The organism is Hydrogenophaga sp. (assembly GCF_048549895.1).
Taxonomy (GTDB): domain Bacteria; phylum Pseudomonadota; class Gammaproteobacteria; order Burkholderiales; family Burkholderiaceae_C; genus Hydrogenophaga.
The window spans coordinates 1-14,312 of the sequence record NZ_JBLYYB010000056.1 but is presented as its reverse complement, the minus strand read 5'-3'; the positions used below and the strand labels follow the sequence as shown (position 1 = coordinate 14,312).

Sequence of the window (14,312 nt, the reverse complement as noted above, 5' to 3'; positions counted from 1 at the left end):
TTTTTTGGTGCGCCCGGCACGGGCGCTCTCTCGGAGGTGCAAGTCCTCCCGTAAGTTGATCACAGCGAACGAAGCGAAGCGCAACTGCATGAGGGTGGAGGGACATAACTCCGTGCATTCTCGTTCGAAATCCCCATCGCAAAAGCCCGCCCAAACATCATGCCCCCCGGGGTTTCCCGATGTCGTTCCTATTTACTGCGGCGAATCGGTGACCCTGCAGGCGGCGCTAATCCAGCAGGGTAGACGCCGGGTTGCTCGCAAGCGCTCCACGGCGCTGGTACCCAATCACCACCGCAACAGACTGATGACCTGTCATGGCCATCGTGTCGGAGATGGACACGTTCTGTGCCGCAGCTTCGGTCACGAAGCCTGAGCGGAGGGAGTGTGCTGAGAAGTCACCTTCGACACCGGCCTGAATGCAACGTGCCTGGACGATGTCTCGCACCGAAGCGCCCGACAGCGCGCCGCCCACGTGCCCACCCTTGAGCACGCGGCGAAAAATGGCTCCTTCGCTGACACCGCTGACCGCAAGCCAGTCGTCCAGCGCGACGCCGGCGGCTCCCAGCACCGGCTTGTGGTTCTCGGGCCGATCAACACCGCTCTGGTTGGTCTTGGAGAACGCCAGCTCGTAGCTGAACTCACCGGGACCCAAGCGCTTGAGGAACTTCATGTCGGCCGCTGCCACCTCGGAACGCCGGCGTCCACCACTGGCCCAGGCGAACAGCAACAGCGCCCGGTCGCGCTTGCCTTTGAGAGAGTCGTCGCACGTCGCCAGGACCAGCTGCAGGGGATCTTTCGTCAACGCGTCCTTCTTCCTGGGCAGTTCGCCGCGCTTGGCGTAGGCCTTGCGCGTGCGCGACAGCAGATCGCGCACCTTCGGGTCTTGGCAGGGGTTCTTCACCTCACGCACCTGGTGGGCCTTGGACAACACGGCCAGGCGGTGCACCAGCGTGTTGTGTGCCAACGGTCCCAGCTTGCCCTTGTAGCCGGCGTCGACCAGGATGGCATCGATCTCGGCGGGCAGCTCGTGCGTCAGGCCCTTGGGCGTCATTCGTTGAGCGTGGTCCACGATGAACTGCAATACGCACGAGCTGGGCAGCGGTAGGCTGATCTGGATGCCGTAGCGGATGCCGAACCAAGCAGCCCAGTACCTCAAAGCACTGCTGTAGCTGGCTTGCGTGTTCTGGGATTCGCCTTCGCGCATGAGGTCGGCCACAGCCTGCGCGGTCACATCCGTGAGTTCGTGCGGCTGAAGCGCGGGCGTTTTCTGGAGCGTGGGAAGGCGCATAGGTGGTCAATGGAGCTGCCGACCGAGGGAACACTCCTCCGGGGCTGGTGGCACTATTGGTCTCGATAAGCATCTCTTATCGAGGCTAATATATCGCATGAAGGAGGGGGCGCGAAAAAGTCTTTTCGAACTCTCCTTGAATGCAGATTCGTCCTGCCCCGCACTTGAAAAACTCGCTGCCGCATGCAGACTTGTGTTCCCTGCTGCACCAACCCTCAACATGCATGAAACCATCGGACGCTCCTTGAGCGCCAATGCATCTACCGTACACCCAGATGTCGGCCTGCACAAGAACTTGGAGAACGCTTTGAAGGCGCTCACATCAGGCGAATCGATGCAGCCGAATGAAGCGTTTTCTCCTGAGGTCAACGCCCGTCTGTTGGTGGCGCATGAAAACGCTTCGCGGGCCGCTGCAAGTGCGCCCCCAGAAGTTCGCCCGAACGTCCACCGGCTGTTGGCCACGTCAGTGCGCGCACCCACGGCCGCCAAGCGTGTGATGTGGCTCCACCGCGCTGCAGACACGCTGGCCACCGCCTACAGCGGCGTTTCGGCATGCCGTGTGGGGTGCAATCACTGCTGCTTCATCCCTGTGAAGGTGAGCGCCACCGAGGCCCGCGTGCTCGGTCGTGCAGTTGGTCGTTTGCCCGCGCCCGTAGAGACTCACCGCCCTGTGCACCCCGAGGGGTACGAATCGCCGTGCCCATTCCTCCAGGATGGGTCATGCACCGCATACGAGCATCGCCCGGCAGTATGCAGGACGCACATCAATCTTGACGTGGACGATTTGCTGTGCCGTCTCGTGCCCGGTCAGGCAGTGCCGGTGCCTTACCTGGACACGCGCTTGTTCGCTCTAGCCAGCATCCAGATCGAACCAGAAGATGGCGCGTGGGCGGATCTGAGGCAGTGGTTCCCTACCAAGGCCTGATCGACGCCTCTACTCGTTGCCAGCGATGGGTGAAGTGGGTGGGGGAACTACCGACGCTTCTTCAAGCGGTCGGGGACGAACGACCTCGTAGGGCCCTCCGCATTTGCTGCACAACAGTGGGTTGTCCCGATAGCGCATGTCTGCGCTTCCATCAGTGCGCCTGTGCTGATGCCTGGGCACCGTTGGCTTGCCGCAATGAACACACAGCGGGCGTCGGGCTTCCCGATCGGCAGCAACCCGTTCACGGCGCCTTTGTTCAATTTCAGCGTCCCCCCGTTTTTTCGTTTCGAGTTCTGCGCACGCTTGAGCTTGGCGTCGCCTGTCCACCCGGTGCTTGAAAGCGAACAGGAGAGCCACAGATCCGCCGGCGACAAGCACTACTCCGACGATGTTCCAAAATTCACGCGGAATTCCGTGAAGGAAAAACGCCCATAGCAGCAAGAAAAAGATCGCTGTATCGAGTGCGTAGATCAGAACCTTTTTCATGGATGCAGGCACCGAGCGGACGGACTCTGGTGCTCGGGAAGTGGCGACCTCGTGAACTCTACAGGAGGGAAAGCCTCCCTACGCGGTCACGCTACCTGCAGCAAAACGCGCAAAACGCTGTTTGCATAGGCGTTGTGGGTGGCGCGGGTCACTGGGTTGAAAGGGAGGCGTCCGTCCCAACCCGGAAGCGATTCGATGTAATGCCGAAGCGCTTTGTACTCGGGACGCCACTGTCCACCAGGGCCCTCCGCATCCGCCGTGCACTCTCGGTAAATCTGCTCCATGCCCCCACCAATCGCGCGCACCAGAACTCCAAGGGTCAGCGGCTTCTTCAACTGGTCGCGCCGGTAGCAAAGAACATCGACCACAGCTTGAAGGGCCTGCAGCCCGCTCTCCGCATCTGGGTCCTCACGGCCAGTGGCGATTGCGGTCTGGCGCTGCTGCAGCTTGACTTCATCCACCAAGGCAGGGGCTGGAGCCTTGTCGCGCAGAAGCGCAAGCAATGGATTTCCCTCAACACGCTGACTTTGCTCGCGCATCGTCTGCCGGTGCCGGCTGCACATCAGTTGAACCGATCTCAACATGGCGACCAGGTCGACAAACCTCCTCGTGGCCCAAAGGGTGGGCAGATCGCCGCCACCTTTTGCCGGTAGTAGCTTATCAATGCGGGTGAACTGTTCCTGGATGCCTGCAGCTGCGAAGTCCTGAGAGGTGAGTTTTCGGTGCTGGAACGAAGCAGCGCCACCCAGGTTCCTGAAGAGTGCGGGCAGACAAGCACTCACTTCCCGGCCGAGTTCAACGAGATCACCGCCCTCCTCTTCAGTCGCAGGCAGCGCCGCCCAAGCAGCGCGTATGTCAACCAGCACATCCTGCGTAACGCGAGCGACACCGACAAGGCTGTCACGCTGGTCCTTGCTCGCTTTGCCCTCATCTTTCGCAGACGCGTAAGCAATAGCAAAGCCTGCGGCCGTGAAAAACAGCACGAGGATCAAAAGCAGGAGAACGCCTTGAGAAGTGGGTTGCATTGGACGTTTGCCGAGTCGTGGACCAACCTTTGACTCTAGCGCCGCGGCCACGTGACTCAACCGCGCCAAACGACACAAACGGTTGCGTTGACGGGGTACAGGAGATGTATGCCCCATCCGAGAATAGGGGTTCCCTGACAAAGTTGAATGCCATGAAGCTGAATGTTTACGACTTGGGTTACGAGCCCACTGACCTGCACGTCACGATTTCCGACCTGATGGTGGCCACCGCCGACCATTCAGACGACTCACTTGACTCAGCGATTTCTGATGTGCTGAAAACGCTGCGCGATCGCATGGGCATGGACGTTGTCTTTTGCTCTGAATTCGTCGACGGCTGCCGCGTCTTCCGCCAGGTAGAAACAACCGGCATCCGGCCCACGATCGCAGTGGGCGGCTCGGACCTGTTGGAGGAGAGTTGGTGCCAGCGCGTGGTGGACGGCCGCTTACCGCGCTTCATTGCCGACGCACGTCAAGACCCCACCGCTTGCGCACTGCTTGACCAGCTGCCTTTCTCCATCGGGACGCACATCAGCACCCCTATCGTGTTGAAGAACGGTGAGATATACGGAACCCTGTGCTGCTTCTCGTTCAGCCCGCAGGACAATCCGAATCCCGATGACCTAAAGACGCTGGAGATGACAGCCAAGCTCACGGCGATGCGCCTTGAGAGTCGGAACGTGAGGCCCGCCCCACACAGCATCCCCGCATGGGGCTTGTCACCCAAATAACCCCGCCTGCGATTCCACCTGCCGACGGCTCGCCGGCTCTGGTTAAATCCAGAGCAACACAACGATGGAACGGGGAAGCAGGATGGCGCGAACGATCTACGACCGGCCGACGCGGGCATTGCTCAAAGACATGCTGGCGGAATGGGCGTTGAAACCCGGCGAGACGTTCGCAGCCCAGCGTGCCGTCGCTTGGTTTGCCGAGCATTACCCGAAGCTCAAGGCAGGCAGCATCCATGCGCACCTTGTGCAGGCCTCCACCAACGACAGAAGCCGACTCCACCACCCTTCGACCAGGACAACGGACGATCTGTTGTTCAAGGTCGGTTCGCGCGAGTATCGGCTGTACGAGCCTGCCTCTGATCCACCGCCAGTGCATCCGGCAGCCAAGGTCCAAGTCGCGGACGGCGCCGGTGGAACGATTTCAATCACCGAGGAAGATGACGACGCCGGGGTTGCAATCGACGCAGCTCTCGCTGGATCATCCCAGTTCGCGCTCGAGAAAGACCTGCAGCGCTATCTCGCGGACAACCTGCAGCTGATCGAGCCCGGCCTGGCGCTCTTCCAGGACGAAGAAATATCGGGCTTTGAATACCCTGCAGGCGGAGGGAGGCGGATCGATATCCTTGCGAAGGACAAGTCGGGCGGCTTTGTCGTGCTGGAGCTCAAGGTCGAAAAGGGTTATGACCGCGTGGTGGGCCAGCTGCTGCGCTACGTCAACTGGGTCCGCAAGGAACTCGCAGAGCCTGGCCAGCGCGTGCGCGGCATCATTGTCTGCCGCTCCATGTCTGAGGATCTCATTCTGGCCTGTGCGGGCATCCGGGACGTAGAACTCTTCGAATACCGGCTGCAGGTGAGCGTATCCAAGGTGCCGGCACTTGAGTTGCCCTGACACCACCAGGCTCAGTGTTGTGACACCCCCGGGCCCGAGAACACGCTGCCCGCTGTGCAGCCTCTATCATCGCTCGCCATGGACCAAAACAATGCGATAGAGAAGTTCATAGCAAGCTGGCAGGGGGCGACAGCAAGTGAGTTGTCAACAGCGCAGAGCTTCGTCATGGGCCTTTGTGAGTTACTGGGTGTGCCCAAGCCACACCCCTCCCCCGAGCAGGACTACATGTTCGAGCGCCCTGTAACGTTCCTGCATGGCGATGGCTCCAGCAGCGCGGGGCGCATCGACTGCTACCGGCGTGGCCACTTCGTGCTTGAGGCCAAGAAACTCAAAGCAGGAACACACACCAAGGGTTTTGACGATGGTCTCCTGCGTGCCCGCAGCCAGGGTGAGGGGTATGCCCGCGCCTTGCCTGCCGCCGAAGGCAGGCCACCGTTCGTTCTGGTGGTCGACGTGGGGACCGTCATCGAGATCTATGCCGAGTTCAGTCGCAGCGGTGGATCTTATGTCCCGTTCCCAGATCCTCGCAGCCACCGTATCGCACTCGCTGACCTTGCCCGTCCAGAGATTCGGGAACGCCTGCTTCGCATCTGGACCGACCCCGACAGCCTCAACCCCGCGCGCGTTAGCGCCCAGGTCACACGCGAGGTATCACAGCACCTGGCTTCCCTGGCCCGATCCCTGGAAAAAGCGGGGCATCCCCCCCAACACGTGGCCGGGTACCTGACCCGATGCCTGTTCAGCATGTTCGCGGAAGACGTGGCGCTGCTGCCGCAAGGAGCATTCCTTGGCTTGCTTCAAACACACCGCAAGGACCCTTCAGGACTTCAGCAGATGTTGCGCATCCTGTGGTCGGACATGGACCACGGGGGGTTCTCCGCGACCCTCGTCAAGCCAGTGCTCAGGTTCAACGGAAAGCTTTTCAAGGAGGCAAGTGCCGAGGGTTACAGCTTGCTTTTGTCCACCGCACAGATCGATCTGCTCATTCAAGCTGCAAAGTCCAATTGGAGGGAGGTCGAGCCAGCCATCTTCGGCACCCTGCTGGAACGCGCGCTGGACCCCGCCGAGCGGCACGCGCTCGGTGCTCACTACACGCCGCGCGCCTACGTCGAGCGGCTGGTGTTGCCCACTGTGATGGAGCCTTTGCGCGCCGAATGGGCGAACTCGCAGGCGGCCGCGCTGCTGCTGGCCCATGAAGCTGCCGAGTTGGAAGCCAATGCGCCCGTGGTGAAAACCAAAAAGGACTTTGTGGTCCTGGATCGGCACAGCGCCGCCGTGCGGGCCAAGTGGCGCGAGGCCCGACAGCAAGTGAAGGATTTTCACCACCGGCTCTGCACAGTGCGTGTTCTGGATCCTGCGTGTGGGAGCGCCAACTTTTTGTACGTGACGCTGGAGCATCTGAAGCGCCTGGAAGGTGAAGTGCTCAACCAGCTCGACGCCCTGGGGGAAACTCAGGACGCACTGGACCTGGGCAAGGAGACTGTGAATCTGCAGCAGTTGCTCGGAATCGAGCTCAACGAGCGTGCTGCTGCGCTAGCAGAGCTGGTTCTATGGATCGGCTATCTGCAGTGGCACATCCGGACCTTCGGCAATGCCAGCGTAGCTGAGCCTGTGGTGCACGACTATGGAAACATCGAGAACCGAGACGCGGTGCTTTCCTACGACACGAAGGAGCCGCTTGTCGATGCCAATGGCGTCGTCGTCACCCGATGGGATGGAGAAACTACCAAGCGGCACGCAGTCACCGGCGAGCTGGTACCGGACGAATCGGCACAAATCGCGCAGTGGCGCTACATCAATGCCCGCCCGGCAGCGTGGCCTGCCGCAGAATTCATCGTGGGCAATCCCCCATTCATTGGTGCGGGCGCGATGCGTGGAGCTTTGGGCGATGGTTACACAGAGGCCCTACGTGAGGCGTGGCCCCAGGTGCCTGAAAGCGCGGACTTTGTCATGCACTGGTGGCAACGTGCAGCCAGTCTAGTGGCCACAGGCAAAGCTCAACGATTTGGCTTGATAACCACAAACAGCCTGCGCCAGACTTTTAATCGACGTGTTGTTCAAAGTGCGCTGGATGGTGTTTCTCTGCTGTTTGCGATACCAGATCACCCGTGGGTGGACAGCACCAACGGGGCGGCCGTTCGCATAGCTATGACCGTGGGTACAGCTGGGAGCGGGGAAGGACGTTTGCTGACAGTGGCAGAAGAAATCAGCGGCGAAGATGGTGAGGTAGGTGTCCTCTTGACGGAGCAACTCGGACTTCTTCATGCTGACCTCCGTGTCGGTGCCAATGTGGCAGCGGCGGGCTCGTTGCGCAGCAATGTGAATCTGAGCAATCGAGGGGTTCAGTTGTTCGGGGCAGGATTCATCGTCACCCGAGAGGAAGCAACTGTGCTGGGTCTCGGCGTTGTTCCTGGGCTGGAGAAGCACATCAGGGAATATCGAAATGGCCGCGACCTTACGGCCAAGCCTCGCGATGTACTCGTCATCGACTTGTACGGGTTGGACGCGGACGATGTACGCAAACGCTTCCCCTTGGTCTACCAGAGGCTTAGCGACCGCGTGAAACCAACGCGTGATGCCAAGGCCGATACCAAGGACGGCGCCGGCTATGCCAAGCACTGGTGGCTACATGGAAAACCCAGACAGGAAATGCGTCGACAGCTCGCGGGGCTGCCACGCTACATCGCGACCGTCGAGACCGCAAAGCATCGCATCTTCCAGTTTCTGGATAGCAGTGTTCTGCCAGACAACAAACTGGTGGCGATAGCTCTCAGTGACGCATTCCATCTCGGAGTGCTCTCCAGCAGGATTCACGGTGCGTGGGCACTGGCTGCTGGTGGGTGGCTCGGGGTCGGAAATGACCCCGTCTATGTGAAGTCTCGCTGCTTCGAAGCATTTCCCTTTCCGGGCGATGACACCGGCGCGAGCCCCCCGCTGCAGCAGCGCATCCGCGACCTGGCCGAGCAGCTGGATGCTCACCGCAAAAGGCAGCAAGCTGCCCACCCTGATGCGATGCTCACCTCCACCTACAACGTACTGGAGAAACTTCGCAGCGGCGAGCCATTGAGCGCCAAAGAAAAGGTGCTGCACGAGCACGCACTGATCGGCGTTCTCAGCAGTCTGCATGAAGAGATCGATCACGCAGTACTGGCAGCCTATGGCTGGAGCGACCTGACCCTGCCCACAGACACCGACAAGCTGCTTCAGCGTTTAGTGGAGCTCAACTCCAAGAGAACCACGGAAGAGGCCTCAGGCACTGTCCGTTGGTTGCGACCGGACTTCCAAAGCGACACAAAAGCAGAAGCAAAGTCATCCATGGAGATGGATGAAGACACGGAAGGCGATGGCGCAGCGTCCAAAGGAGAACCCAACAGGCCGAGGGGCACTCTGGCCCAAGTTCCATGGCCTACCGGCTTGGCCGTCCAGATTAAAGCGGTAGCAGATGCTTTGGCCGATGCAGGTGGCGCGTTGGATCTGGATACCCTCGCCCAGCGTTTCAACGGCCGGGGCCGCTGGCGGGAGCGTCTTCCCACCATCCTCGATGCCCTGGTTGCACTCGGGCGCGCCCTGCCGCACGATAACGGCGGATGGGTGGACTCAGGCCGGTAGGCCTCCCTTGTGTTTCAGTGGTGGTGAGGTTGGCTGGCCAGCGGTATGCTGCCGGTGTGTGCAATCTCTACGGATCAACCCGCGAAGACGCCATCCAGAAATACTGGCGTCCGAGGAACAGTGTCGCCTGGCCAGGGGGCTTTGTAGGCCCTCGCAAACCAGGGGCCTTCCTCAGGCGAGCCAACGACGATCCCAGCTACTCACGCGAACTGGTGATCGGGCGCTGGGGCCTCATCCCTTGGTTCTCCAAAACCGCAGACATCAAGTACGCCACCAACAACGCAAGGTCCGAGGAACTCGCACAGAAAGCCAGTTTTAAGCTGCCCTGGGCGCGCGGGCAGCGCTGCATCATCCCTGCCGACTGGTTCGATGAGCCCAATTGGGAAAGCGGCAAGAACGAATGGTGGCGCTTCAGGCGTGCGGATAGTGAGCCTTGGGGACTTGCAGGTATTTGGGCCACGTGGACCGATAAAGCATCTGGTGAGATACACGAGAGCTACACCATGCTCACGGCCAACGCAGACGCCCACCCATTGATGCGGCGGATGCACAAGCCAGACCCCAAGCTAGGACCGGATGATCAGGACAAGCGCAGCGTCATCTCCATCGAGCAGGCTGACGTGGATCAGTGGCTGGCAGGCACGGTGAGTGAAGCGCTGCAACTTCTCAAGGTGCCGCCAGTTGAGATAATCGCAGCTGGACCTTCCTCGCGATAGGCGCGCATCGTCAGGCTCTGAAGTGCGGTCGAGACCCATCAACTGAACACATGCGAAGCTCGACGGCGACCAGGTCGATGCACTCGCGGGAACGTCACAGTTTCAGATAGGCCTCCCGCAAAATTGAAGCCACCTCCGCTACAGCGTAGACATCATTCAGGCCAAGGGACTGGTACCAGTCTGGGAGAGATACCCCATTTTCCCGGCCCTCCCAGGCCTTTCGAATTACCTCCTCTCGATCGACGTACCGGCACCGTAGATGCTTGGTGATGTGCGTGGCCTGCTCAATATCGTGGGGATGTCCTTGGGCTGGCTGCCAGCTCCCATTCGACACGTGAAGGATCGCGCGCTTCAATTCGTCGCGTCGCTCTCGTTCGAATTCCGCTCTTGATCGCTCCCGCGCAAGTGCCTCTTCGACAGCTGCTCGGGCCCTCCCCTCCTCCATGCTCTTCTTATCGATCTCACGCTTTCTTTTCAGCGCATAACCTTCCGTGCCGACAACGTTTCCGAGAAGATCGCCCATTTCGGGAAACATGGCGGCGATAACGGCGTCATAGATCGCCGGCCGCGCGAACTTCAGCTCACCACCTTCCACGCTGGTCCAGACCTGCGACCTGAGTTCGGCGATGGCCCCTTGCTGTTCGTCGGTCATTGGCGGTTGATAGACACGAGCTGCGATGAGCAAATGTGTGATGTACCTACCCAGCGCACCCGCACTGCGCGCGCGCATGAGCAAGTTAAATGCCGATCCAGGCTTCTGGACCAGACCCTCCGCCCGAATCTGCTCGATCATCCACACCAATCCACCGTGGTCAAAAATCAAATCACTTGAGCTCGAAACCGGGAGGCGTCGCAGAAGCACTTCAATCACTTCCGGCGGATGAAACGATTGATGTTGATGCGTCACCTGGGGATGGCGATACCAAGACGCGCGCAGAGCGGCAAGCAAGAACCGGTGAGCCTCTGCGCCGTCGACTCGCTCGATGGCTGCTATCCGCGTCGTCCGTTTCGTTTCCTTTTCGTTCGCCTCGCGAACGCGCCTGGAAAGCCGCTCGCGAGCTTCTCTGCCTTCGAGAAGGATCCGGGGGTGGTGGAGCCATCGAACAACGCCATCATGCAGAAGAAGGCTTGGCAACTCTGCCCGGGTGACGGTCCCGCTCCTTGAGAACCGAGAGGAATCAACCTCCAAGCATGCGACGCCACGATCAACAATCTTCTGCAGCTTGGCGGAATCCACTCTATGTGTGACTGCCACCTCAATCAACAGGCACTCAATGCCTAGATCACCGACTGGATCGACTGCGCGACAAACAACATCCGGGACAATGTCCCCCATTGCTGCTTCAAGTCGTACGCCTTGCAACTGCAGCGTCCGCGCGGGAAATTCGTACCCATCGGTGTGGGTTTTCCCCGATGCGTCCCGGGCAGTGAAGTTTTCTTCAACGGCGGGCACGTGAATCTGTCCGCTTGCTGCCAGTGCCTCCTTGAGTGCCCAGTGAAGAACGCTCTCAGAGCGTTGCATCGTGGCCATCCCCTCCGGCATGCTGAGGTCTGCAGGCCATGTGTCAAGGGCATTGTCGGCGGCGTCATGTGCACTCTGGAGAGCTTGCGCTGCAAGTGACTCATCATCCCAGTGTCGAACCCACCGAAGCCATGACCCGTCCAGTTGAACCTTGGCCAAGATCTGCTCCGGCGACCAGTTAGCGACATCTGGGTCGTCGACATCAACAGTGAGAACGCCATCCATCTCCATGTCCTGATCGACTCTTGTGGAACTTGAGAGTCGCAGACAAATCACCTTCCCGTCGGCAAGGGTCAAGCTCGCGGAGTGCGCATCAATCCATTGTTTGCCAATGACCGCAGCGGTCAAAGATTGGCCTTCGGCGTATTGCTTGTACGCGATACCTGAAATGCCTTGAACGAAGCCCAGCGCGCGTGGCGCGGGAAGTGCAATTTCATCCCGGTCAAACAGCAGGTGAAGCGTGGCCAATCTCGCGACAGACTGTTTACAACCTTCCCCCTGGGGGGTGTGGTGGTGCCGAAAGAAGGGGCGTGTGACCCCCGGTTTAAGGTAGTGGGCTGCGGCGTGCCCAACGTTCACTGCCTGGACAAGTGACCCACATCCAGGACAAAGGCAATTGCAGGCCAACCCTGTTTCACCTCTTCCGAGCATGACAACATGGACCGGCAGCAGACTGTCCGCGCGGACAGCCCAGGCCATCACCTGTGCCGACGATGGAGATTTTTCACAGTGCATGCGCAAAGGGTGCTTTATCTCGACATCGTGGCTGCCGCCAGGAATCGAGACATGGCTACATCAAGAAAGACACCCCTTTCGCGGTGTACATTGCTGCGTTCACAACAACTGACGGTGTAGACGGCATTTCTGAAGCCGGTGCGGCGATACATGGTGTTTGTGATCGTTTAGTCGCGACAGAATCTACGCAAAGGGAAACAGAAGTGAGCTATCAAGCTGAAAAATTCGCTACGGCGCGGCGCGCGCTGATGTTGCCACACACCCGCGGGGAGCATGAGGCCATTGCAAATGCTTTTCACGAATGCAGCCTTGGTTTGCACAATATCGACAGCGCTCAGTTTGATGACAATGCTCGTGCCTGGATTCAGGCGCTTGAGCGTTTCATGGATACGTCCGGTTATTCCGATGCAAGTGGTCAGGGCCTCTGGTCCATCAAAGCACAGGGCTTTACGGTTGACGAAAAGCTCGAAATCTCGCGCATCATTGACGAATTGGCCGACTGGTTCGCAAGTCGCTCCTGAAGGTTTCGTTGATCATCCTCTGGGGAAGCGTAGCCTCTCTTCCCGAGCACGCTTCAATAGCCGACAGAGGTTCATAGGCAGCCATTCGAGACGTCTGCGTCAACCTATTTAGGAGGCGAGAGCGGATTGTCGTAAACGAATTCAAGCGCACCGTTGGGAGGTGAAAGTCAACCCTCCAGAGTGCAGGAGATGCGGATGGAAATCCAGTTGCCATAAGGTTGGAGCGACTGGGGGCTTCGGTACATCACGTTCAACGGCGCGCGGTCGAAGGCAGGCCAGTCAAGTGCAGGGTCTAGCACCATCACCCCGTACATACTTGTGCGTTCCGCAACCATCCAGTGCCAACCGGGTTTTGTCGACGGCACTTTGATGATTCCGACGCCGTCAAACGAGTCCCAGCCCGTCCAGCGCTGCATGGCGCAGCGCAGGCCCAGTTCGGCACCAATGGCCATCAACTGCCGGAAATTCGATGCGAATGGGCGGTGGGCGATCTGCTTCGCGCCCATGCCTCCCCGCACAAAAAGCGCACGAACTTCGCTGTAGGGAGCGCCGCTGACCATGGCGAGGCATGCGACTCCACACCCATAGGCGTCCTCCTGCAGCACCCACCTTGTTCGGCATCCAGAGGTGATATGAAGTCCCTCCCCATCTGCGAGTGTTCCCATTGCGCACGTGGAGCCGAGCAAGTCTTCTGTCATGGCCTGATGTGCCGGCGAGGGACATACTCTAGGGCAGCGCGAGAACTCAGGCAGGGACGCACTTCTTCTTGCCGACCAGCGACTTCATCTGGGCAGCCGTCGCCTGAGGTTTCAGGAACCCGAGGACGTCAGGGTCCCGAGCAGAAAACTCCGATTCGGCATCGATCAGCATCACGGAATGCAAGCCACCCTCTGAATGAGGCACGGCAGCGGTGATGGTAAGCAGAAGGAACTTCTTCTTGTTGTGGCCCTTGCCGCAGTGTTTGGTGACGTCAGCCTGCATGTCGGCAACAGCCTGATCGAAAGTGATCGTCTTCTGGGCCAAGGCGCCCGTTGAGAAGGTTGCGATGAGCACAGCGGTGAGCGCCAAGGCGATGAGGCTGGTCGATTGATTCATTGAGTTTGCGTAGAGGGGGATCGGTAGATGGGATGCGCGTGCCGGTGGAGCAAATGGGCCGCTCAAACGGACGACTCAGCATCTCAAACAAACCGCCTATGTCAAGGTGCCTCTACGCGTGCAAAACAAGTCGTAGAACACACTCAAGATCAGTGGACGGGGCGGGCCTTGAACTTTTGGTCCTCGGTGGCAGACTGTGTGAAGAATGCAGCACACACCGCTCAAGCACATGGACACCTCCCTTCCTTCCCCCGCAAAAGCGAAGCAAGAACAGGCGAACACTCGCGAAGGCTCCCCGCGCCTCACCAAACGCTCTAAGCCGGTCACCGTTCAAGAAATCAGACAGGCAGGGCCAGACCACCAGGTGGTCTCGGTGTGCGGCGGCCGAGGCAGCTACCGAAAAACGCCCTGCCCGCCTTGCCCGTGGGTGCGGGAGAACGCGGGGGAGTTCCCTAGAGAGGCATTCGTCATTTCGGCAGGCACTGCCTACGACATGAGCGACCGAAAGTTCGCGTGCCATGAGAGTGGAGCCACCCGGCCAGCAACTTGCGCTGGGTTCTTGCTCCGAGGTGCTGATCACAATCTGGCCGTCCGGCTTGCTCGTCTGCAGGGAGAGACCTTTGACGACGTACACGATGACGGTCTCGAGCTTTTCGACTCATACCGTGAGATGGCTGCGTATTTCGGCGAATGTGACCGGTCATTTCGGCGCATCGTGACCGGTGGGCTGAGCGATGTTCTCAGCGCCGTTTCGGTAACGTGACCGCCCG

General features: G+C 59.8%; 12 protein-coding genes. 7 read left to right on the top strand and 5 right to left on the bottom strand.

What is annotated here, in order from left to right; genetic code table 11:
- Nucleotides 1–226: 226 nt before the first annotated feature.
- Nucleotides 227–1,288 (bottom strand): tyrosine-type recombinase/integrase, encoded by a 1,062-nt coding sequence (locus tag ACN4F8_RS05795; protein WP_419472676.1) that lies wholly within the window; start codon nucleotides 1,286–1,288, stop codon nucleotides 227–229.
- A 220-nt stretch (nucleotides 1,289–1,508) separates the two neighbouring features.
- Here ACN4F8_RS05795 and ACN4F8_RS05790 point away from each other — a divergent pair, with 220 nt between their 5' ends.
- Nucleotides 1,509–2,213: a YkgJ family cysteine cluster protein gene (locus ACN4F8_RS05790; RefSeq protein ID WP_419472675.1), complete on the top strand. Its 705-nt coding sequence runs from the start codon at nucleotides 1,509–1,511 to the stop codon at nucleotides 2,211–2,213.
- A 572-nt stretch (nucleotides 2,214–2,785) separates the two neighbouring features.
- Here ACN4F8_RS05790 and ACN4F8_RS05785 read toward each other — a convergent pair.
- Nucleotides 2,786–3,724, bottom strand: a complete 939-nt coding sequence (locus ACN4F8_RS05785) for a hypothetical protein (RefSeq protein ID WP_305727526.1) — start codon at nucleotides 3,722–3,724, stop codon at nucleotides 2,786–2,788.
- A gap of 152 nt (nucleotides 3,725–3,876) precedes the next feature.
- On the opposite strand from ACN4F8_RS05785, the gene ACN4F8_RS05780 reads away from it, so the two are divergent.
- The 4 genes from ACN4F8_RS05780 to ACN4F8_RS05765 all read left to right on the top strand — a co-directional run bounded on the left by ACN4F8_RS05780 (nucleotide 3,877) and on the right by ACN4F8_RS05765 (nucleotide 9,669).
- Nucleotides 3,877–4,455, top strand: coding sequence for a GAF domain-containing protein (locus tag ACN4F8_RS05780; RefSeq protein WP_159609065.1), 579 nt, complete (start codon nucleotides 3,877–3,879; stop codon nucleotides 4,453–4,455).
- An 82-nt stretch (nucleotides 4,456–4,537) separates the two neighbouring features.
- Nucleotides 4,538–5,344: an endonuclease NucS domain-containing protein gene (locus ACN4F8_RS05775; RefSeq protein WP_159609066.1), complete on the top strand. Its 807-nt coding sequence runs from the start codon at nucleotides 4,538–4,540 to the stop codon at nucleotides 5,342–5,344.
- 78 nt (nucleotides 5,345–5,422) lie between these two features.
- Nucleotides 5,423–8,953: a class I SAM-dependent DNA methyltransferase gene (locus ACN4F8_RS05770; RefSeq protein ID WP_419472674.1), complete on the top strand. Its 3,531-nt coding sequence runs from the start codon at nucleotides 5,423–5,425 to the stop codon at nucleotides 8,951–8,953.
- Entirely contained in the window at nucleotides 8,932–9,669 is a 738-nt protein-coding gene (locus ACN4F8_RS05765; protein WP_419472673.1) for an SOS response-associated peptidase, read from the top strand. The genes ACN4F8_RS05770 and ACN4F8_RS05765 overlap by 22 nt, the downstream gene beginning before the upstream one ends.
- 94 nt (nucleotides 9,670–9,763) lie before the next feature.
- Here the strand turns inward: ACN4F8_RS05765 and ACN4F8_RS05760 are convergent, their stop codons facing one another.
- Nucleotides 9,764–11,659, bottom strand: a complete 1,896-nt coding sequence (locus ACN4F8_RS05760) for a hypothetical protein (RefSeq protein WP_419472672.1) — start codon at nucleotides 11,657–11,659, stop codon at nucleotides 9,764–9,766.
- 245 nt (nucleotides 11,660–11,904) lie between these two features.
- On the opposite strand from ACN4F8_RS05760, the gene ACN4F8_RS05755 reads away from it, so the two are divergent.
- On the top strand, nucleotides 11,905–12,447 hold the full coding sequence (locus ACN4F8_RS05755; protein ID WP_419472671.1) for a hypothetical protein: 543 nt from the start codon (nucleotides 11,905–11,907) through the stop codon (nucleotides 12,445–12,447).
- A 167-nt stretch (nucleotides 12,448–12,614) separates the two neighbouring features.
- Here the strand turns inward: ACN4F8_RS05755 and ACN4F8_RS05750 are convergent, their stop codons facing one another.
- Nucleotides 12,615–13,007 carry a hypothetical protein gene (locus ACN4F8_RS05750; protein ID WP_419472670.1) on the bottom strand — a complete coding sequence of 131 codons (393 nt, stop codon included), beginning with the start codon at nucleotides 13,005–13,007 and terminating at the stop codon, nucleotides 12,615–12,617.
- 184 nt (nucleotides 13,008–13,191) lie between these two features.
- Nucleotides 13,192–13,542 (bottom strand): hypothetical protein, encoded by a 351-nt coding sequence (locus tag ACN4F8_RS05745; RefSeq protein WP_305727520.1) that lies wholly within the window; start codon nucleotides 13,540–13,542, stop codon nucleotides 13,192–13,194.
- 205 nt (nucleotides 13,543–13,747) lie between these two features.
- Here ACN4F8_RS05745 and ACN4F8_RS05740 point away from each other — a divergent pair, with 205 nt between their 5' ends.
- On the top strand, nucleotides 13,748–14,305 hold the full coding sequence (locus ACN4F8_RS05740) for a DUF6283 family protein (protein ID WP_419472669.1): 558 nt from the start codon (nucleotides 13,748–13,750) through the stop codon (nucleotides 14,303–14,305).
- The last annotated feature ends 7 nt before the right edge of the window (nucleotides 14,306–14,312 follow it).

Excerpts from the sequence above, each read along its gene's own strand:
- ACN4F8_RS05795 (WP_419472676.1), bottom strand. The coding sequence starts at position 1,288 with ATGCGCCTTCCCACGCTCCAGAAAACGCCCGCGCTTCAGCCGCACGAA.
- ACN4F8_RS05790 (WP_419472675.1), top strand. The coding sequence starts at position 1,509 with ATGCATGAAACCATCGGACGCTCCTTGAGCGCCAATGCATCTACCGTA.
- ACN4F8_RS05785 (WP_305727526.1), bottom strand. The coding sequence starts at position 3,724 with ATGCAACCCACTTCTCAAGGCGTTCTCCTGCTTTTGATCCTCGTGCTG.
- ACN4F8_RS05780 (WP_159609065.1), top strand. The coding sequence starts at position 3,877 with ATGAAGCTGAATGTTTACGACTTGGGTTACGAGCCCACTGACCTGCAC.
- ACN4F8_RS05775 (WP_159609066.1), top strand. The coding sequence starts at position 4,538 with ATGGCGCGAACGATCTACGACCGGCCGACGCGGGCATTGCTCAAAGAC.
- ACN4F8_RS05770 (WP_419472674.1), top strand. The coding sequence starts at position 5,423 with ATGGACCAAAACAATGCGATAGAGAAGTTCATAGCAAGCTGGCAGGGG.
- ACN4F8_RS05765 (WP_419472673.1), top strand. The coding sequence starts at position 8,932 with ATGGGTGGACTCAGGCCGGTAGGCCTCCCTTGTGTTTCAGTGGTGGTG.
- ACN4F8_RS05755 (WP_419472671.1), top strand. The coding sequence starts at position 11,905 with ATGGAGATTTTTCACAGTGCATGCGCAAAGGGTGCTTTATCTCGACAT.
- ACN4F8_RS05750 (WP_419472670.1), bottom strand. The coding sequence starts at position 13,007 with ATGGTCAGCGGCGCTCCCTACAGCGAAGTTCGTGCGCTTTTTGTGCGG.
- ACN4F8_RS05745 (WP_305727520.1), bottom strand. The coding sequence starts at position 13,542 with ATGAATCAATCGACCAGCCTCATCGCCTTGGCGCTCACCGCTGTGCTC.
- ACN4F8_RS05740 (WP_419472669.1), top strand. The coding sequence starts at position 13,748 with ATGCAGCACACACCGCTCAAGCACATGGACACCTCCCTTCCTTCCCCC.